General features: G+C 42.9%; 13 protein-coding genes. 8 read left to right on the forward strand and 5 right to left on the reverse strand.

Annotation, left to right across the window (positions count from 1 at the left end; all coding sequences use genetic code 11):
* Window positions 1-8: 8 nt before the first annotated feature.
* Window positions 9-1,031 carry an AraC family transcriptional regulator gene (locus FTU82_RS07265; protein ID WP_180085866.1) on the reverse strand — a complete coding sequence of 341 codons (1,023 nt, stop codon included), beginning with the start codon at window positions 1,029-1,031 and terminating at the stop codon, window positions 9-11.
* 137 nt (window positions 1,032-1,168) lie between these two features.
* Here FTU82_RS07265 and FTU82_RS07270 point away from each other — a divergent pair, with 137 nt between their 5' ends.
* The 3 genes from FTU82_RS07270 (at window position 1,169) to FTU82_RS07280 (ending at window position 5,235) form a co-directional block, all read left to right on the forward strand.
* A complete protein-coding gene (locus tag FTU82_RS07270; protein WP_005097220.1) occupies window positions 1,169-1,939 on the forward strand; it encodes a 3-hydroxyacyl-CoA dehydrogenase in 771 nt (256 codons plus the stop codon).
* Between the two features lie 247 nt (window positions 1,940-2,186).
* Window positions 2,187-3,323, forward strand: a complete 1,137-nt coding sequence (locus tag FTU82_RS07275; protein ID WP_180085864.1) for an acyl-CoA dehydrogenase family protein — start codon at window positions 2,187-2,189, stop codon at window positions 3,321-3,323.
* A 265-nt stretch (window positions 3,324-3,588) separates the two neighbouring features.
* On the forward strand, window positions 3,589-5,235 hold the full coding sequence (locus FTU82_RS07280; protein WP_180085862.1) for an AMP-binding protein: 1,647 nt from the start codon (window positions 3,589-3,591) through the stop codon (window positions 5,233-5,235).
* A 243-nt stretch (window positions 5,236-5,478) separates the two neighbouring features.
* Here FTU82_RS07280 and FTU82_RS07285 read toward each other — a convergent pair whose 3' ends face one another.
* Entirely contained in the window at window positions 5,479-6,009 is a 531-nt protein-coding gene (locus FTU82_RS07285) for a pyridoxamine 5'-phosphate oxidase family protein (protein WP_005097216.1), read from the reverse strand.
* Window positions 6,010-6,490: 481 nt separating this feature from the next.
* Here FTU82_RS07285 and FTU82_RS07290 point away from each other — a divergent pair, with 481 nt between their 5' ends.
* The 4 genes from FTU82_RS07290 to FTU82_RS07305 all read left to right on the forward strand — a co-directional run bounded on the left by FTU82_RS07290 (window position 6,491) and on the right by FTU82_RS07305 (window position 9,562).
* Window positions 6,491-7,261, forward strand: a complete 771-nt coding sequence (locus FTU82_RS07290; protein ID WP_034608477.1) for a HesA/MoeB/ThiF family protein — start codon at window positions 6,491-6,493, stop codon at window positions 7,259-7,261.
* Between the two features lie 58 nt (window positions 7,262-7,319).
* Window positions 7,320-8,618, forward strand: coding sequence for an AarF/ABC1/UbiB kinase family protein (locus tag FTU82_RS07295; protein ID WP_180085860.1), 1,299 nt, complete (start codon window positions 7,320-7,322; stop codon window positions 8,616-8,618).
* A gap of 169 nt (window positions 8,619-8,787) precedes the next feature.
* Window positions 8,788-9,168 carry a dihydroneopterin aldolase gene (gene folB, locus FTU82_RS07300; protein ID WP_074383219.1) on the forward strand — a complete coding sequence of 127 codons (381 nt, stop codon included), beginning with the start codon at window positions 8,788-8,790 and terminating at the stop codon, window positions 9,166-9,168.
* The gene (locus FTU82_RS07305) at window positions 9,125-9,562 is read left to right on the forward strand and encodes a 2-amino-4-hydroxy-6-hydroxymethyldihydropteridine diphosphokinase (protein WP_180085858.1); all 438 of its coding nucleotides are present in this window, start codon (window positions 9,125-9,127) and stop codon (window positions 9,560-9,562) included. Before folB ends, FTU82_RS07305 begins: the two co-directional genes overlap by 44 nt.
* A gap of 593 nt (window positions 9,563-10,155) precedes the next feature.
* Here the strand turns inward: FTU82_RS07305 and FTU82_RS07310 are convergent.
* Window positions 10,156-10,857 carry a VIT family protein gene (locus FTU82_RS07310; RefSeq protein ID WP_180085857.1) on the reverse strand — a complete coding sequence of 234 codons (702 nt, stop codon included), beginning with the start codon at window positions 10,855-10,857 and terminating at the stop codon, window positions 10,156-10,158.
* Between the two features lie 277 nt (window positions 10,858-11,134).
* Here FTU82_RS07310 and FTU82_RS07315 point away from each other — a divergent pair, with 277 nt between their 5' ends.
* Window positions 11,135-11,791, forward strand: a complete 657-nt coding sequence (locus tag FTU82_RS07315) for a DUF1003 domain-containing protein (protein ID WP_180085855.1) — start codon at window positions 11,135-11,137, stop codon at window positions 11,789-11,791.
* 189 nt (window positions 11,792-11,980) lie between these two features.
* Here FTU82_RS07315 and coq7 read toward each other — a convergent pair whose 3' ends face one another.
* Both coq7 and FTU82_RS07325 read right to left on the reverse strand, forming a co-directional pair.
* Window positions 11,981-12,616, reverse strand: a complete 636-nt coding sequence (gene coq7 / locus FTU82_RS07320) for a 2-polyprenyl-3-methyl-6-methoxy-1,4-benzoquinone monooxygenase (protein ID WP_005097206.1) — start codon at window positions 12,614-12,616, stop codon at window positions 11,981-11,983.
* A gap of 3 nt (window positions 12,617-12,619) precedes the next feature.
* On the reverse strand, window positions 12,620-13,939 hold the full coding sequence (locus tag FTU82_RS07325; protein ID WP_180049056.1) for an MFS transporter: 1,320 nt from the start codon (window positions 13,937-13,939) through the stop codon (window positions 12,620-12,622).
* Between the last annotated feature and the right edge of the window lie 38 nt (window positions 13,940-13,977).

Genomic DNA, 13,977 nt, shown 5'->3' on the forward strand with positions numbered 1-13,977 from the left:
TATATAAATTATCTAATATTGTTTTGACGATAAGCTCCCGGACTGACTCCAGTCCATTTCTTAAAGGCACGATGAAAGGCGCTGGATTCCTGGAAGTTGAGCTGGTCACTGATGTCTTGCAAGCTTTGCTCAGTACGCGTCAATAATTCGATTGCGGTATCCCGGCGTATTTCATTTTTTAATTGCTGGTAGCTGACCCCTTCGCTTTTTAAACGCCGTTGCATGGTCGCCTCGGACATATTCATTTTTGAGGCAAGATCATTCAGTTCTAGCCATTCTGACGGTGAAACTTGCAGAAGCTGTCTGCGAATCTGGGTGCTGAGTGCATAAGGATTTTTAAAACGCACCAATAAATTGTGAGGCGTTTGTTGAATAAACTGATACCAGGATTGAGCATCCTGCTTAATCGGCAGTTGCAGATAGCTTGCATCAAACTGCACATAGTTTTCATTGGCCTGATATTCAATCTGTTCACAAAAACGGACTTTATAATCAAAATCATCGAGTGGTGCAGGACATTTTAATTGAATCTGATTCAGCAAAATCCGTTGTCCACTTAACCAGCAGATCAAGGTATGAATCAGCATCAGATAGGTCGCATAACTAAACATGCGTTTTGTAGATTTTAAATCATAAATCACGATATAGGCATAGTGTTCCTCAACGAGAAGCGTGCTTTGCAGATCGTCCAGAATCAAGTTGAGAAATTGCAAAATGTGTTGTAGCGCCCTTTCTAGTGTATCTGCCTGCATAAGCATTTTTGAAAGCAATTTAAAGCTGCCACGGCGCATGGCATGACTGTCCATGCCAAAAAATTCGTCATTCATGCTGTCTGCAAGCACTGTCCATAATTGGGCAAACTGGCTTACCGACACGCGCGCTTGAGGTGCATTGAGTACTTCGGCTGGAATATTGGCTTTTTTCAGAATAGTAGAGATATCAAATTCTAATCGTTTGGCATCGAGCAAGGCTTCCTTGACCAAGTCGATCGAAATAGTCCCTTTGCTATATTCCAGTGCAGGCTTATGCATGTTCAGTGTGACATCCTCATTTTTATTGTCCAAATACCTCAGGCAAGATGCAATATTTGGAAATTGTACAGAATAAAAACTCTGTTTACTCTGCATATTAAGTCGTATCTCAAATAGAAAATTATCAGGGAAGAAATATGAAAATTCAGGGAAAAGTCGTTGTGATTACCGGGGGAGCATCGGGTTTGGGTGCAGCGACAGCCACGCATCTGGTTGCACACGGTGCCAAAGTGATTCTGGTCGATATGAATCAAGAGCAGGGTGAGGCATTACAGCAACAACTGGGTGAGCAGGCTGAATTTGTACAGCTAGATGTCACCGATGAGCAGGCCGTAGAAACGTTCTTTGCACATGTCGAAAATGCGTATGCTCAACTGAATGGTTTGATCAACTGCGCAGGTATTGCACCTTCTGCCAAAGTGCTGGGGCGTAACGGTATTCATGAATTGGCGATGTTCCAAAAAGTGCTGAATATTAACGTGAATGGCACATTTAATATGCTACGTCATGCAGCGGCGTTAATTGCAAAATATGAACTGCAATCTGGTGAAGAAGAGCGTGGCGTGATTGTAAATACCGCTTCGGTCGCCGCTTATGATGGTCAAATTGGCCAGACCGCTTATGCTGCTTCCAAAGGTGCAGTGGTGGCGATGACTTTACCTTTGGCTCGTGAACTGGCACGTGAAGCCATTCGAGTGATGACCATCGCCCCGGGCATTATGGAAACCCCGATGCTAAAAGGTATGCCGCAAAATGTTCAGGATGCTTTGGGACAAATGGTGCCATTCCCATCACGTTTGGCTAAACCTCAGGAATTTGCCCAGCTGGTGGGGCATATTTTTGAAAATAGCTATTTAAATGGTGAAGTGATTCGTCTGGATGGCGCGATTCGCATGCAGCCTAAATAAGTCTTCGATTTATATAGGACATGATGATTTGCACAGCTGCCAGTTTCTCATTGAATTTAAATGACTTTGTTTAAGCATGCATTTTCTTTTGAAGGATCAAAAGAAACAAAAATCCTTTGCGAAACTGAAGATACATCCCTGTATCTCAGTTTCGCAGGCGACATCCATGCCGCCTTAACTGACGTTCCAACGATCTCAATAGTAAAAAGCTTGAAGTAAATAAAATAGATATAGAAAGGGAAGTTCAATGATTTTAAATGATGAACAAAAAATGATTCAGGACATGATGCGCAATTATTCGCAGCAGAAACTGAAACCAACAGCGGCCTTACGCGATAAAACAGCACAATTTCCTGCACAAGAACTCAAAGAACTGGGTGAGCTTGGCGCACTGGGTATGACCGTTGCTGAAGAATGGGGCGGTGCAGGTCTGGATTATGTTTCTCTGGTTTTGGCACTTGAGGAAATTGCCGCAGGAGATGGGGCAATTTCGACTATTATTAGTGTGCAGAATTCTTTGCCTTGTGGGATTACCCAGCGTTATGGCACCGAAGCACAGAAACAGCAGTATTTAACTAAACTGGCCACCGGTGAATGGCTGGGTTGTTTCTGCTTGACAGAACCTCAGGCCGGTTCAGATGCCAGTTCTTTAGAATGTAGGGCCGAACGTGATGGCGATGAATGGGTACTTAATGGCACCAAGCAGTTTATTACCACGGGCAAACATGCACAGATTGCATTAGTCTTTGCTGTGACAGATAAATTGGCAGGGAAAAAAGGCATTTCATGTTTTCTGGTACCGACCGATGCACCGGGTTATATCGTGTCACGCCTAGAGGAGAAAATGGGTCAGCATTGTTCCGATACCGCGACGATTGTTCTGGATAACTGCCGGATTCCGGTGGAAAACCTGCTGGGTCAGGAAGGTGAAGGCTACAAAATTGCCTTGTCCAATCTTGAATCTGGTCGTATTGGTATTGCAGCACAATCAGTCGGGATGGCTCGGGCTGCGCTGGATGCAGCGGTGGAATATGCCAATGAACGTAAAGCCTTTGGTGTAGAAATTGTGCAGCATCAGGCAGTGGCTTTCAGGCTGGCAGATATGGCGACACAAATTGAAGCGGCACGTCAGCTGACCTTGCATGCGGCAACTTTAAAAGATGCTGGTTTAGCCTGCTTAAAAGAAGCCTCAATGGCAAAACTGTTTGCATCAACCATTGCAGAACGGGTCTGTTCCGATGCGATTCAGATTCATGGTGGCTACGGTTATGTCTCTGATTTTCCAGTAGAGCGTATTTACCGTGATGTGCGCGTGAGCCAAATTTATGAAGGTGCATCGGATATTCAACGTTTGGTGATTGCGCGTGAAGTCTGTCAATGTTGAGTTTGATTAAAAATAGACTTTGGTCGATGTTCAAATCTGGCATTTCGGTTGATGGATATGAAAATTGCCAGGATCAAGCAACCCTGATTAGCTAAAGACAGACAGTACGCAGAAGATAAATAAAGCAGCATGATTCATGTCTTAGTCATCAGGCATGAATCAGATGTGAAGAAACTATGCTGATGGAATCAGCAGGAACAACAACGATAAGTGGACACACTCAGGCAAGGTCGCCTGAAAATACAACAGGATAGAGGTTGTCGTCATGAAGACACTAGAACAAGCATATGTTGATTTCAATTTTGAAAATATGGTTCAGGAACATCTGGCTGGAAATGCAGAGTCCATCAATGCCTATACTGAATGTTGTGGACGTTACCTTGGCCAAAACCGAACCGCACTGATCTGGGAAGGCAAAAATGGTCAAACAGAGCAGTGGACATTTGAACAATTGGCAACTGCTTCAGGACAGCTGGCCAATTATATGCATTCTCTGGGTTTAAAAGCAGGAGATTGTATAGCTGGACTACTGCCAAGAACACCTGCACTCTTAATTACTATTTTGGCCACCTGGCGGATCGGTGCTATCTATCAGCCTTTGTTCACTGCCTTTGAAAGTAAAGCAATTGAGCATCGTATGAGTACAGCCGCTACTCAACTGATTGTCACCGATCAAGAGCAGCGCTTGAAACTGCATGATCTGAATATTCCAAATATTCTGACCGTACATCAGGCAGTGGCAGATCATTATCCGGATGCTGACTTTTGGACCGAGTTAAAGCAGCAGTCAGAAGAGTTTGAGCCAGTGAGTGGCCAATTTAATGATATTTTTCTGATGATGTTTACTTCAGGCACCACAGGCTTGGCAAAATCGGTTCCTGTACCTTTAAAAGCGTTGTTGGCCTTTAAAGGCTATATGCTGCACGCCGTAGATCTGCGAGAAGAAGATTCCTTCTGGAATCTGGCCGACCCAGGTTGGGCCTATGGACTATATTATGGCATTGCGGGCCCGCTCAGTTTAGGTCATAGCATCATTATGGATGAACGTGGATTTAGCGTCGATAATGCTGTACATATCATTGAGAAATATAAAGTCAGTAACCTGACTGGCTCGCCAACCGCATTCCGGATGTTCTTTGGCTTTAAAGAAAAATTTGATGCAGACATCAGTTCGCATTTGCGTGTGGTCAGTAGTGCAGGTGAACCGCTTACGCCTGAAGTGATCCAGTGGTTCAATCATGATTTAAATGTGAATATTTATGATCAATATGGACAGACTGAACTCGGTATGGTGATCGCCAATCATCATGGCTTGGAGCATCATAAAAAAGTGGGTTCAGCTGGATTTGCGATTCCGGGGCATCGCTTTGCGGTATTGAACGCAGAACATCAGGAAGTCGAAAAAGGCGGGATTGGAATCTTGGCAATTGACTGTTCGGCTTCACCCTTGATGTGGTTTAAAGGCTATGCCGGTCATAATCGAAAGTCTTTTGTCGGGCAGTATTATTTAACCGGCGACACTGTAAAACTGAATGAATATGGCGGTATTGATTTTATTGGACGTGCGGACGATGTCATTACAACCTCAGGCTATCGGGTGGGGCCTTTTGATGTGGAAAGTACCTTGCTGGAATGTGAAGAAGTGCTTGAATCTGCAGTCGTCGGTAAACCAGATCCAGAACGAACAGAAATTGTAAAAGCCTTTGTGGTACTTAAATCAGCCTATCCAGCCACTGAAGAACTCATGCTGAAGCTGCAAAGCTATGTGCGTTCACGCCTATCCAAGCATGCCTACCCAAAAGAGATTGAATTTGTCGGGTGTTTACCTAAAACGTCGAGTGGAAAAATTCAGCGAAATTTACTCAAACAACAGGAAATTGCCAAACTTCAAGAAATGAAGCGAGTCAGTTAGTTTTTTTGATTGAGTGCTAAAAGGCTGCCATGGCAGCCTGTGGTTTTTTGACAAAATACAGCATTTTCTAGTTAAATTTTAAATTAGAGATAGGACTGATTTTTACAAGATTTTATTTTCAAAAGTACGAATTAAATTAAGCGAAATACATTGTTGATGTAATTACATTGAAATTACGACAAGGTTTAAGATTAAATATATCAAAAATTTAGCCTCTTAATCTTAAGAGGCTAAATGTATCCATTACCAAATATTGGTTTGTAAATTTACTTTTTGGTGTTCCGCATGTGGCTCACCCGCTTCACCGGTAACGCCACCTTTTAAAGCTTTAAAGAGCTGGGTGACTTTGTTGTCGGTCACATTCCAGTATTCAGCGCTGACCGCTTCAGCAATCAGTACCCGTACAGTCGGATCATCCTTGCCATCAAACCAGTTTTCTGCCCATGGATTCCACAACTGTTCAATCAGAATACGATCGGTACTAATCTGGGCATGGGCACTGATTGACACATAAATACCATCTGATGGTTTTGCAAAAGACAATCCAATTTGACCACGGCCTGTTTCTGCTGCTTTGACCAGATCATTGGTATTACGCAGGATGAAATATAAATTTTGACGTTCATTCATCTGTTCGGAGTTCAGCATGGTCATTGGCTGGGAATGGATTTCATGGGTGTCAGTTAAATGGCTGATCATGGTGTAACGGACATCCTTGATCAATTCCCATAATTTTTCACGATTATCATGTTGAGTATTGTTATGCTCGGTCATGTATGTTCTCCATACGATTTTATGAAAACTTGAAAAGATTGCTTGGTATTTTCAGATTAATCATATTTATAGACAGATGCCTGAGGTCTCACTGAACTCATACATTTTTATACGCAAATGCAGGCAGAGACTACAGAGTCGCTAAACAAGACAGCTTAATGTACAGGGTAATTTAATAGCAAAGATTTTAATAACAGCAGGTCTGACGCCTTTTATAAACTGGAGAGCCATTTGCCGGAACTGTTTAATTGAGGTGATTCAAAAAAATCATGCCAAGCCCTAGTGGCTGCAGCTTGATACCGAGCGTTTAGCTGATATGCTATTTGGCTCAGCGATGGCCAAACCATTTATTGATGTGCTGTGAATTGACTGTGAAATTGATCTTCCAAAGATTTTTAGCCTTTAGAAACATCAGTAAAGCCAATTTTGCGATCATTGTTAAAAATTTTCGAAACAAGGAAAGACGTTGTCTACATTTAATATGGATGCCATATCCCCAGAATTCGAACTCACCGATGCTGAATTACATTTGTATAGCCGTCAGATTCTCTTAGATGACTGGGATATTGACGCTCAAGAACGGTTAAAATTTTCTAATGTCTGCATTGTTGGTTGTGGTGGAATTGGCTGTGCACTGGCAGAACTTTTGGCACGTGCCGGTGTAGGAAAAATTACCCTAATCGATCCAGATACGATCGAGATGAGCAATTTACAGCGACAACTTGCATTTACACCGCAGGATCTTGGACTTTACAAAGCAGAAATTCTGGCGAAACGACTGGGCCAAATTAATCCAAACGTACAGGTTGAATATATTAATCAGGCCTTAACGGCTGAAAATGCAGTCAGTGTGATTCGGCATCAGGACTTGGTGCTGGATGGTTGCGACCAGTTTGCGACACGTTATCTGGTTAATCAGCGCTGTGTAGAACTGAATGTACCTTTGTTGAGTGCCTCGGCGATTGGCCTGCAAGGGCAACTTTTTATGCTCGAAGGGGATTCGGCCTGCTATGCCTGCCTGTTCCCACCCGAGAATCAGGCCGATGAAAGTCTGCGCTGTGCAGATTCCGGAGTACTGGCGACCACGCCTAACGTGATGGCCAGCTTGCAAGCCCATCATGCCTTGTTATATCTGGGTTTGGGATTGATGCCACTCAGACAAAAACTGCTGTTATGGGATGGATTGAGTTTTAAGCAGCGGATTCTCGCTTTCGAAAAAGATACAGATTGTCCGATCTGTCAGGCAAGATAAGCCTGCAAATTAATATTTTTTTGCTACACTGCATGTAATTAATTTTTCCTAAGACATTATGAAAAACAATATCTGGTTAGATGGAATACGTTCAGTTGCCCGCATGGGAGAAACAGCGGTCGTTGCGGCAAAGGCGGGCTTTAAATATGCTACTGAAAAGCCAAGCAATGCCAAACTCATGCGGGAGACTTTTGAATCTCTGGGTTCAACTTATATCAAGCTGGGGCAGTTTATTGCCAGTACGCCGTCTCTATTTCCGCGTGAATATGTAGAAGAATTTCAGGGCTGTCTGGATCAGACTCCACGCTTGCCGTTCAGTTATATCCAGCAAGTGTTGGCCTCTGAATTTGAAGGGCGTAATCTGGATGAGATCTTTGCCTCGATTGATGAAACGCCATTGGCCTCTGCGTCTATTGCACAGGTGCATGCGGCCAAGCTGGTGTCTGGCGAAGATGTCGTGATTAAGGTACAAAAACCGGGTGTGGAAACCATTTTATACACCGATTTAAATGTACTGCACTGGGCGACCAAAGTGCTGGAAAAAGCCGTGCCCAAAGTCAAATTCGCTTCGCTGGCCGATATTGTTGATGAAATCAAAACCCGGATGGTACGTGAAGTTGATTTTATCGAAGAAGCACAGAATCTGGATGATTTTGTCAATTATCTGAATATCACCAATAATAAGGCAGCGACTGCACCTAAGGTTTATCATCAGTATTCGACCCGTCGTGTGCTGACCATGCAACGCTTGTATGGTGTGCCATTGACCGATTTTGAAGTGGTCAAAAAAGTATCCAAAGATCCATCTCAAGTACTCATTACCGCAATGAACACCTGGTTTGGCAGCCTGATGATGTGTAACAGTTTCCATGCCGATCTGCATGCAGGCAACCTGATGCTGCTCGAAGATGGCCGTGTCGGTTTTATCGATTTTGGCATTGTTGGCCAGCTCAAACCTGAGGTATGGACGGCATGTATGGCATTTATGGATTCATTGCAACATACCAATTATGAGTTGATGGCACAGAACATGCTGAAAATGGGTATGACTGCTGTGCAGATTGATACCAAAGTTCTGGCAGCGGATCTTGAGCGTTTATTCAGTGGCGTATTGATGGCAAACCCTCAGGAGCTGTTAACATCAAATCCGGCTGATCTGAACGATATCATGGTGGATATGGTGGCTGTGGGTGAACGTCACGGCATCCGCTTCCCGCGCGACTTTGCTTTGCTGTTTAAGCAAATGCTGTATTTCGACCGTTTTATGCGAATTTTGGCACCATATACCGATATCTATGCCGATCAGCGTTTGCAAATGATTCAGGACATTGATCCGAATTTACTGTTAAAGCATTAATTTAATCCCTCCCGACCTCCCTTCCTTGCGCAAATTTTAAAGCAGCGCTTTAAAATAGCTCAGGGAGGAGTGTTTCACTGCTTGATAAAGTATAAGCGATAAAAGTTCCTCTTTATAAAAGAGGGATTTAGGGAGATTAGTTGTAAATATCATATTCTCGAGCAATCCAATGGACGCCATTATTATTGAAGGTTTAAAGGTTGAAACAGTCGTGGGCTGCTTTAACTGGGAGCGTCAAATTATTCAGCCTTTAATGCTGGATTTGACCATTCAAACCGATTTAGAACAGGCATCAAATTCAGATGCTCTTGCAGATACGCTGAATTATGCAGAAATTTGTGAGATTTCAGCCAAGGTCATTCAAGAAGCTCAGCCTGAATTGATTGAACATGCAGCAAAGTTAGTGCTGAATGCACTTTTTACTACCTTTACAGCAATTGAATCGATTAATATTACGATCCGTAAGCCTGCCATTATCGCGCAAGCCAATTCTGTAGGGATACGTCTTGAACGCCACCGAAACGATTTTCGCTCTAGCATTAGCGAGTAATTGTCATCCTCAGCAACATTTTCAAGCTGCACAGCAAGGTATTTCTGAATGGGGAGAAGTCCAGCTCTCTCCCATTTATAGGATTCCTTGCCGGGATGGCATCGGCGCCGATTACTGGAATGCGGCATGTCTATTAAAAAGTTCGGTGTCGAGTGCAGAAATTATTGAGCTGCTTAAACAGCTGGAACAGGCATCAGGGCGGACACGTCCATCGCATCAAATTACCCTGGATGTAGATCTGATTGCCTGGGGATCAGATCTTCGACATATGCAGTTTAATGAAAAAAAATTGCCCCTGGCTTTGGATGTAAAAGTTCCCATGTTTGATATCTGGCAAGACCCTGTATTCGAGCATGAGTTACATTGTTTCCCAAGAGTTGAACAGCTGATTTAAATCAAATCACCTAATTTTTTGCTGATGTAATTTATGCAATACGAATGTTTAAAAGCCTGATCAAGCAAGATCAGGCTTTGTTATGATTTAGTTTTTGTATTTAGATCAAAAGAAAAATTCAGCGAAGATGGGGCAGATGAGATTAGAAAAAATTTAAACATAAAAATATGAGAAATCTTGGCTTATGTCATTTTAATCCTCGTGATTCTTTATATCATCCAATGGGGATTTCATGGTTTTCCGACAGGTAATTCATATGTGATTGATTTGAAGCCATAGAATTTATTTTAAGTTCGGTAAAAATCCTCAAAGCAGTAAAAATGCATCATCGCGCTTTTACTTTTTCTTGTTATAAAAAATAATCAGCAATACGATAATGATCACCAAGATGGCAAGAATGATCGCAGTTTCCATAACAATACCTCTCAGACATAGATCTTAAGGTTTAAGCGTCTAAATTAAAACTGAACGTAAATTAAAATAAACTCAAGTTTTGTTAGAGCCGTTAGTTTTTCGAAAAAACATTTTTCAGTGATGTTAATAGAAGAACCGCTCAATCCTATTCTGTATTTAACTAAAAAATAAACCCATATTTAGGCAACAGACACATTAAATAATGATCCGATCCACGCACTGAATAACATGGCGATAATTCCCCACAGCATCACCCGAACTGCACCTCTCCAGACGCTCACTCCACCGGCATAGCTCGCCAGTGTACCCATCATCCCCAAACTTAAAACGCCAATCAGCATGACGCCTTTATCCAGATAGTGTTCCGGTAGAATCATGATTGAAATTAAAGGAAATAATGAACCTACCGTAAATGCCATAGCCGAAGAAAATGCAGCGAGAAAGGGCTGAGCCGAGGTATGTGCTGAAATACCAATTTCATCCCGGGCATGGGCATCCAAGGCATTATGGTCGGTCAACTGTTCAGCGACCTGTTGTGCCAAAGCGGGTTCCAGACCTCGTTGTATATAAATCGTTTTGAGCTCATTTAATTCATGGGTGGGATGGCGTTGCAGTTCGCGCTCTTCCATGAGTAGATCATTGGTTTCAATATCTTGCTGGGATTTTACTGAAATATATTCACCAGCTGCCATTGATGCGGCGCCAGAAATCAATCCGGCAACACAGGTCACCAGTAAAATTTCAGTGGATGCTCCACTGGCTGCGATACCCACCACCAGACTGGTGACCGAAATAATCCCGTCATTTGCCCCCAGTACAGCTGCACGAAGCCAGCCCGCACGTTCGATATAATGTTTTTCAAGATGGTATGAATGGCGCACAATGAAGCCCTTTTTTATTATCATTATGATTATAGTAAATTTAAGTCATGTATAGATAGTAGGATTGAATCGATCTGAAAATTACCTTGAATGATCAGATCATAGTGCGCTTGGTTAAGTATTTTATCAATCCAAAATAAAACCGAGGTGAAATTCATTTATTCAAAAGACCAGACGGACTTGATGTATAATTGATATCCAAGGGATCAAATTTATTTAATAAAAACAATTATATAAAAATTATAGCTGAGTGAGCTGGTTTAAAAAGAGAATTATCATGAAAGAAAAAAATGAGAGCCATAAATGTTTGGTGTGCGGCAAGCACTTTCTTCTGAAAGATCTTACTCCGATGGGAACGGTCAGAAAAGTCATTACTGAAGAGATTGGCAAGGATATTCCAGTCTGGACGCCGCAAGATTATATTTGTCAGACAGATCTAACCCGCTATCGCATGCAGTATGTACATTCATTATTAAGTTTGGAAAAGGGTGAGGTCACAGATCTTGAGGTCGAAGTGATTCATAGCATGCATCAGCATGAACTGATCACCAAAAATGTGGAAACGGAATTAGAGCAAAAGTGGACCTTGGGTGAAAGGCTGGCCGATAAAGTTGCAACTTTTGGTGGAAGCTGGGTCTTTCTGATCTGTTTTGCAATTTTTCTAGGTCTATGGATTACGATAAATACTGTGGTGATGGTGACTCAGCCTGCAGACCCTTATCCATTTATTCTATTGAATTTAATCCTTTCCTGTCTTGCGGCGATTCAGGCACCTATTATTATGATGAGCCAGAACAGACAGGAAGCAAAAGACCGCTTACGTTCGCAAAATGATTATCAGATCAACTTAAAAGCTGAACTGGAAATTCAGCATTTACATGAAAAATTAGATCATCTGCTGCTGCATCAATGGGAACGGTTGGCGCAAATCTAGGAAATCCAGTTAGACCTACTTTCTGAAATGAGCAAAAAAGATTAAAAGGATGCTGTGGAGAATCTCTATCATTTTATAGAGCTTATAAGTAATAAGATCGCCAGATGCCTTGAGTTTATTATCTCGCTCAAGATTTGAAGCGTAATAAAAAGCCCACCAATGAGTGGGCTAAAATTGAACTAGTTTCATTTAAATAAAATAGCTGGTTTTGGTCATCAACTTGGAAATGGCCGTCATGGTCATTTTGACCGGAACAGGCAGGTCTACACCGCCAGCGTTTAACGCTGTATCCCGATGATGCAGTTCATCTTCGTTCATCTGTTCCAGAATACGGCGAGAACGTTCATCCTGCGGCGGCAACTGGCTGATATGATGCTGCAAGTGCATGCTCACCTGACGTTCAGTTTCTGCGACAAAACCCAGACTGTATTTATCACCGGCAATTCCGGCCAGCGCGCCCATACCAAAGGACAGGCCGTACCAGACCGGATTGAGCAGACTGGTATGGCTATCCAGTTCTTTCAAGCGGTCTTCACACCAGGCCAGATGATCCTGTTCTTCAACTGCCGCCTGTTCCATCTCACGACGCACATTCGGAAGTTTCGCCGTCATGGCCTGACCATGATAGAGCGCCTGTGCACACACTTCACCACTATGATTGACCCGCATCAAACCTGCCACATGACGGGCATCGCTCACCGTCAATTGTGTTTCTACCGGTTGGGCTGGATTTTCACGTTGTGCCGATGTCGTGCCCGGGACGAGACTGCGTAATGCCTGATCAAAAGAATGAATCAGCTTGTCGACACCTGTATATTGACGCATGAATTAATCCTCCAAGGGTGTTTTCGCGGTTTTGATCATGGGTTTGAGTCGGAAAAGCAGCCATAGGGTAAACAGGCCGCTCAACACTGCGGTAATACAAAAAAGTATTTTAAGATCAAGCTCTAAAATACTTAAAATAATAATCGAAAATATAGCAGAAGATACCATGAAAACGGCATTCAGAATGTTATTTGCTGCAACCACACGCGCACGATGTGAGCGGGGAGAATGCGCCTGCATCATGGCATAAAGCGGTACGATATAAAAACCGCCACTAATCCCGAGTAAGGTCACTGCCAGCATCACATGGTAATAACTCCAGCCTTGCTGAAACACATCAGCCAGACCGATTAATTCACCGGTACGTGCTGGAACAAAGGCCAGACTCGCGGCCAGATATAGGGCAAAGATCACCAGACCGATTGCGCCAAATGGCACCATCTTGATATTGACCTGGCTGCCACCGATTTTGCGGCATAAATATGAACCTAGCCCGATTCCGACAGAAAAGAAAGTTAAGAGCAGGCTGGCAACATTTTCAGAGGCATGCAGATTTTGCAAGGTCAGTTGAGGGATTTGAGTCAGATAGGTTGCGCCGTAAAACCAGTACCATGAGTTACCCAATAAAATGGTAAAGACTAATGGCAAACCCTGGGCATATTTTAATGTTTGCAAGCTGGTACGGAAAAAATTCCAGTCAATTTGCAGTTCTGGTGCAGGGATATTTTGTTTGAGAATATAACGACTCGATCCATAACCAATCAGGGCGATCACCACGACTGTTAAACTGATCCAGATCAGATTACCAGAAGATGCAGCAATGACCGCACCACCCAGAATCATACCGAATAAAATTGCCAGCGATGTTCCGGACTGAAACAGGGCATTGCCAGACATCAGCTCATTGGGTTTTAGCACTTCCGGTAAAATGGCATATTTGATTGGGCCAAAGAAGGTGGACTGGGTTCCCATCAGGAACAAGGCAAATAACAGAATCCAGAGATTGCCAAGCAGGAAACCCACCGTTCCCAACAACATAATCACAATTTCCAGAATCTTTAAATAGCGAATCAGCTGTGAACGTTCGTATTTATCGGCAATTTGTCCGGCGGTGGCTGAAAAAATAAAATAAGGCAGGATAAACAGCAAAGCAGCCAGATTATTCAAGGTGCTGATGCTGGCCGATTGTTGCTGAATCCAGCCGTAGGTGATGACCAGGAGTAACGCTTGTTTAAATACATTATCGTTTAATGCACCAAAAAACTGCGTCAGAAACATCGGTAAAAAGCGCCGAGAAGCTAACAAATGTTCATTTTTGTTCATATAGAGCGTGCTACATTAAGTTTTATTAAGAAATGTCA

This window comes from Acinetobacter sp. YH12151 (genome assembly GCF_013418355.1).
GTDB lineage: Bacteria > Pseudomonadota > Gammaproteobacteria > Pseudomonadales > Moraxellaceae > Acinetobacter > Acinetobacter pseudolwoffii.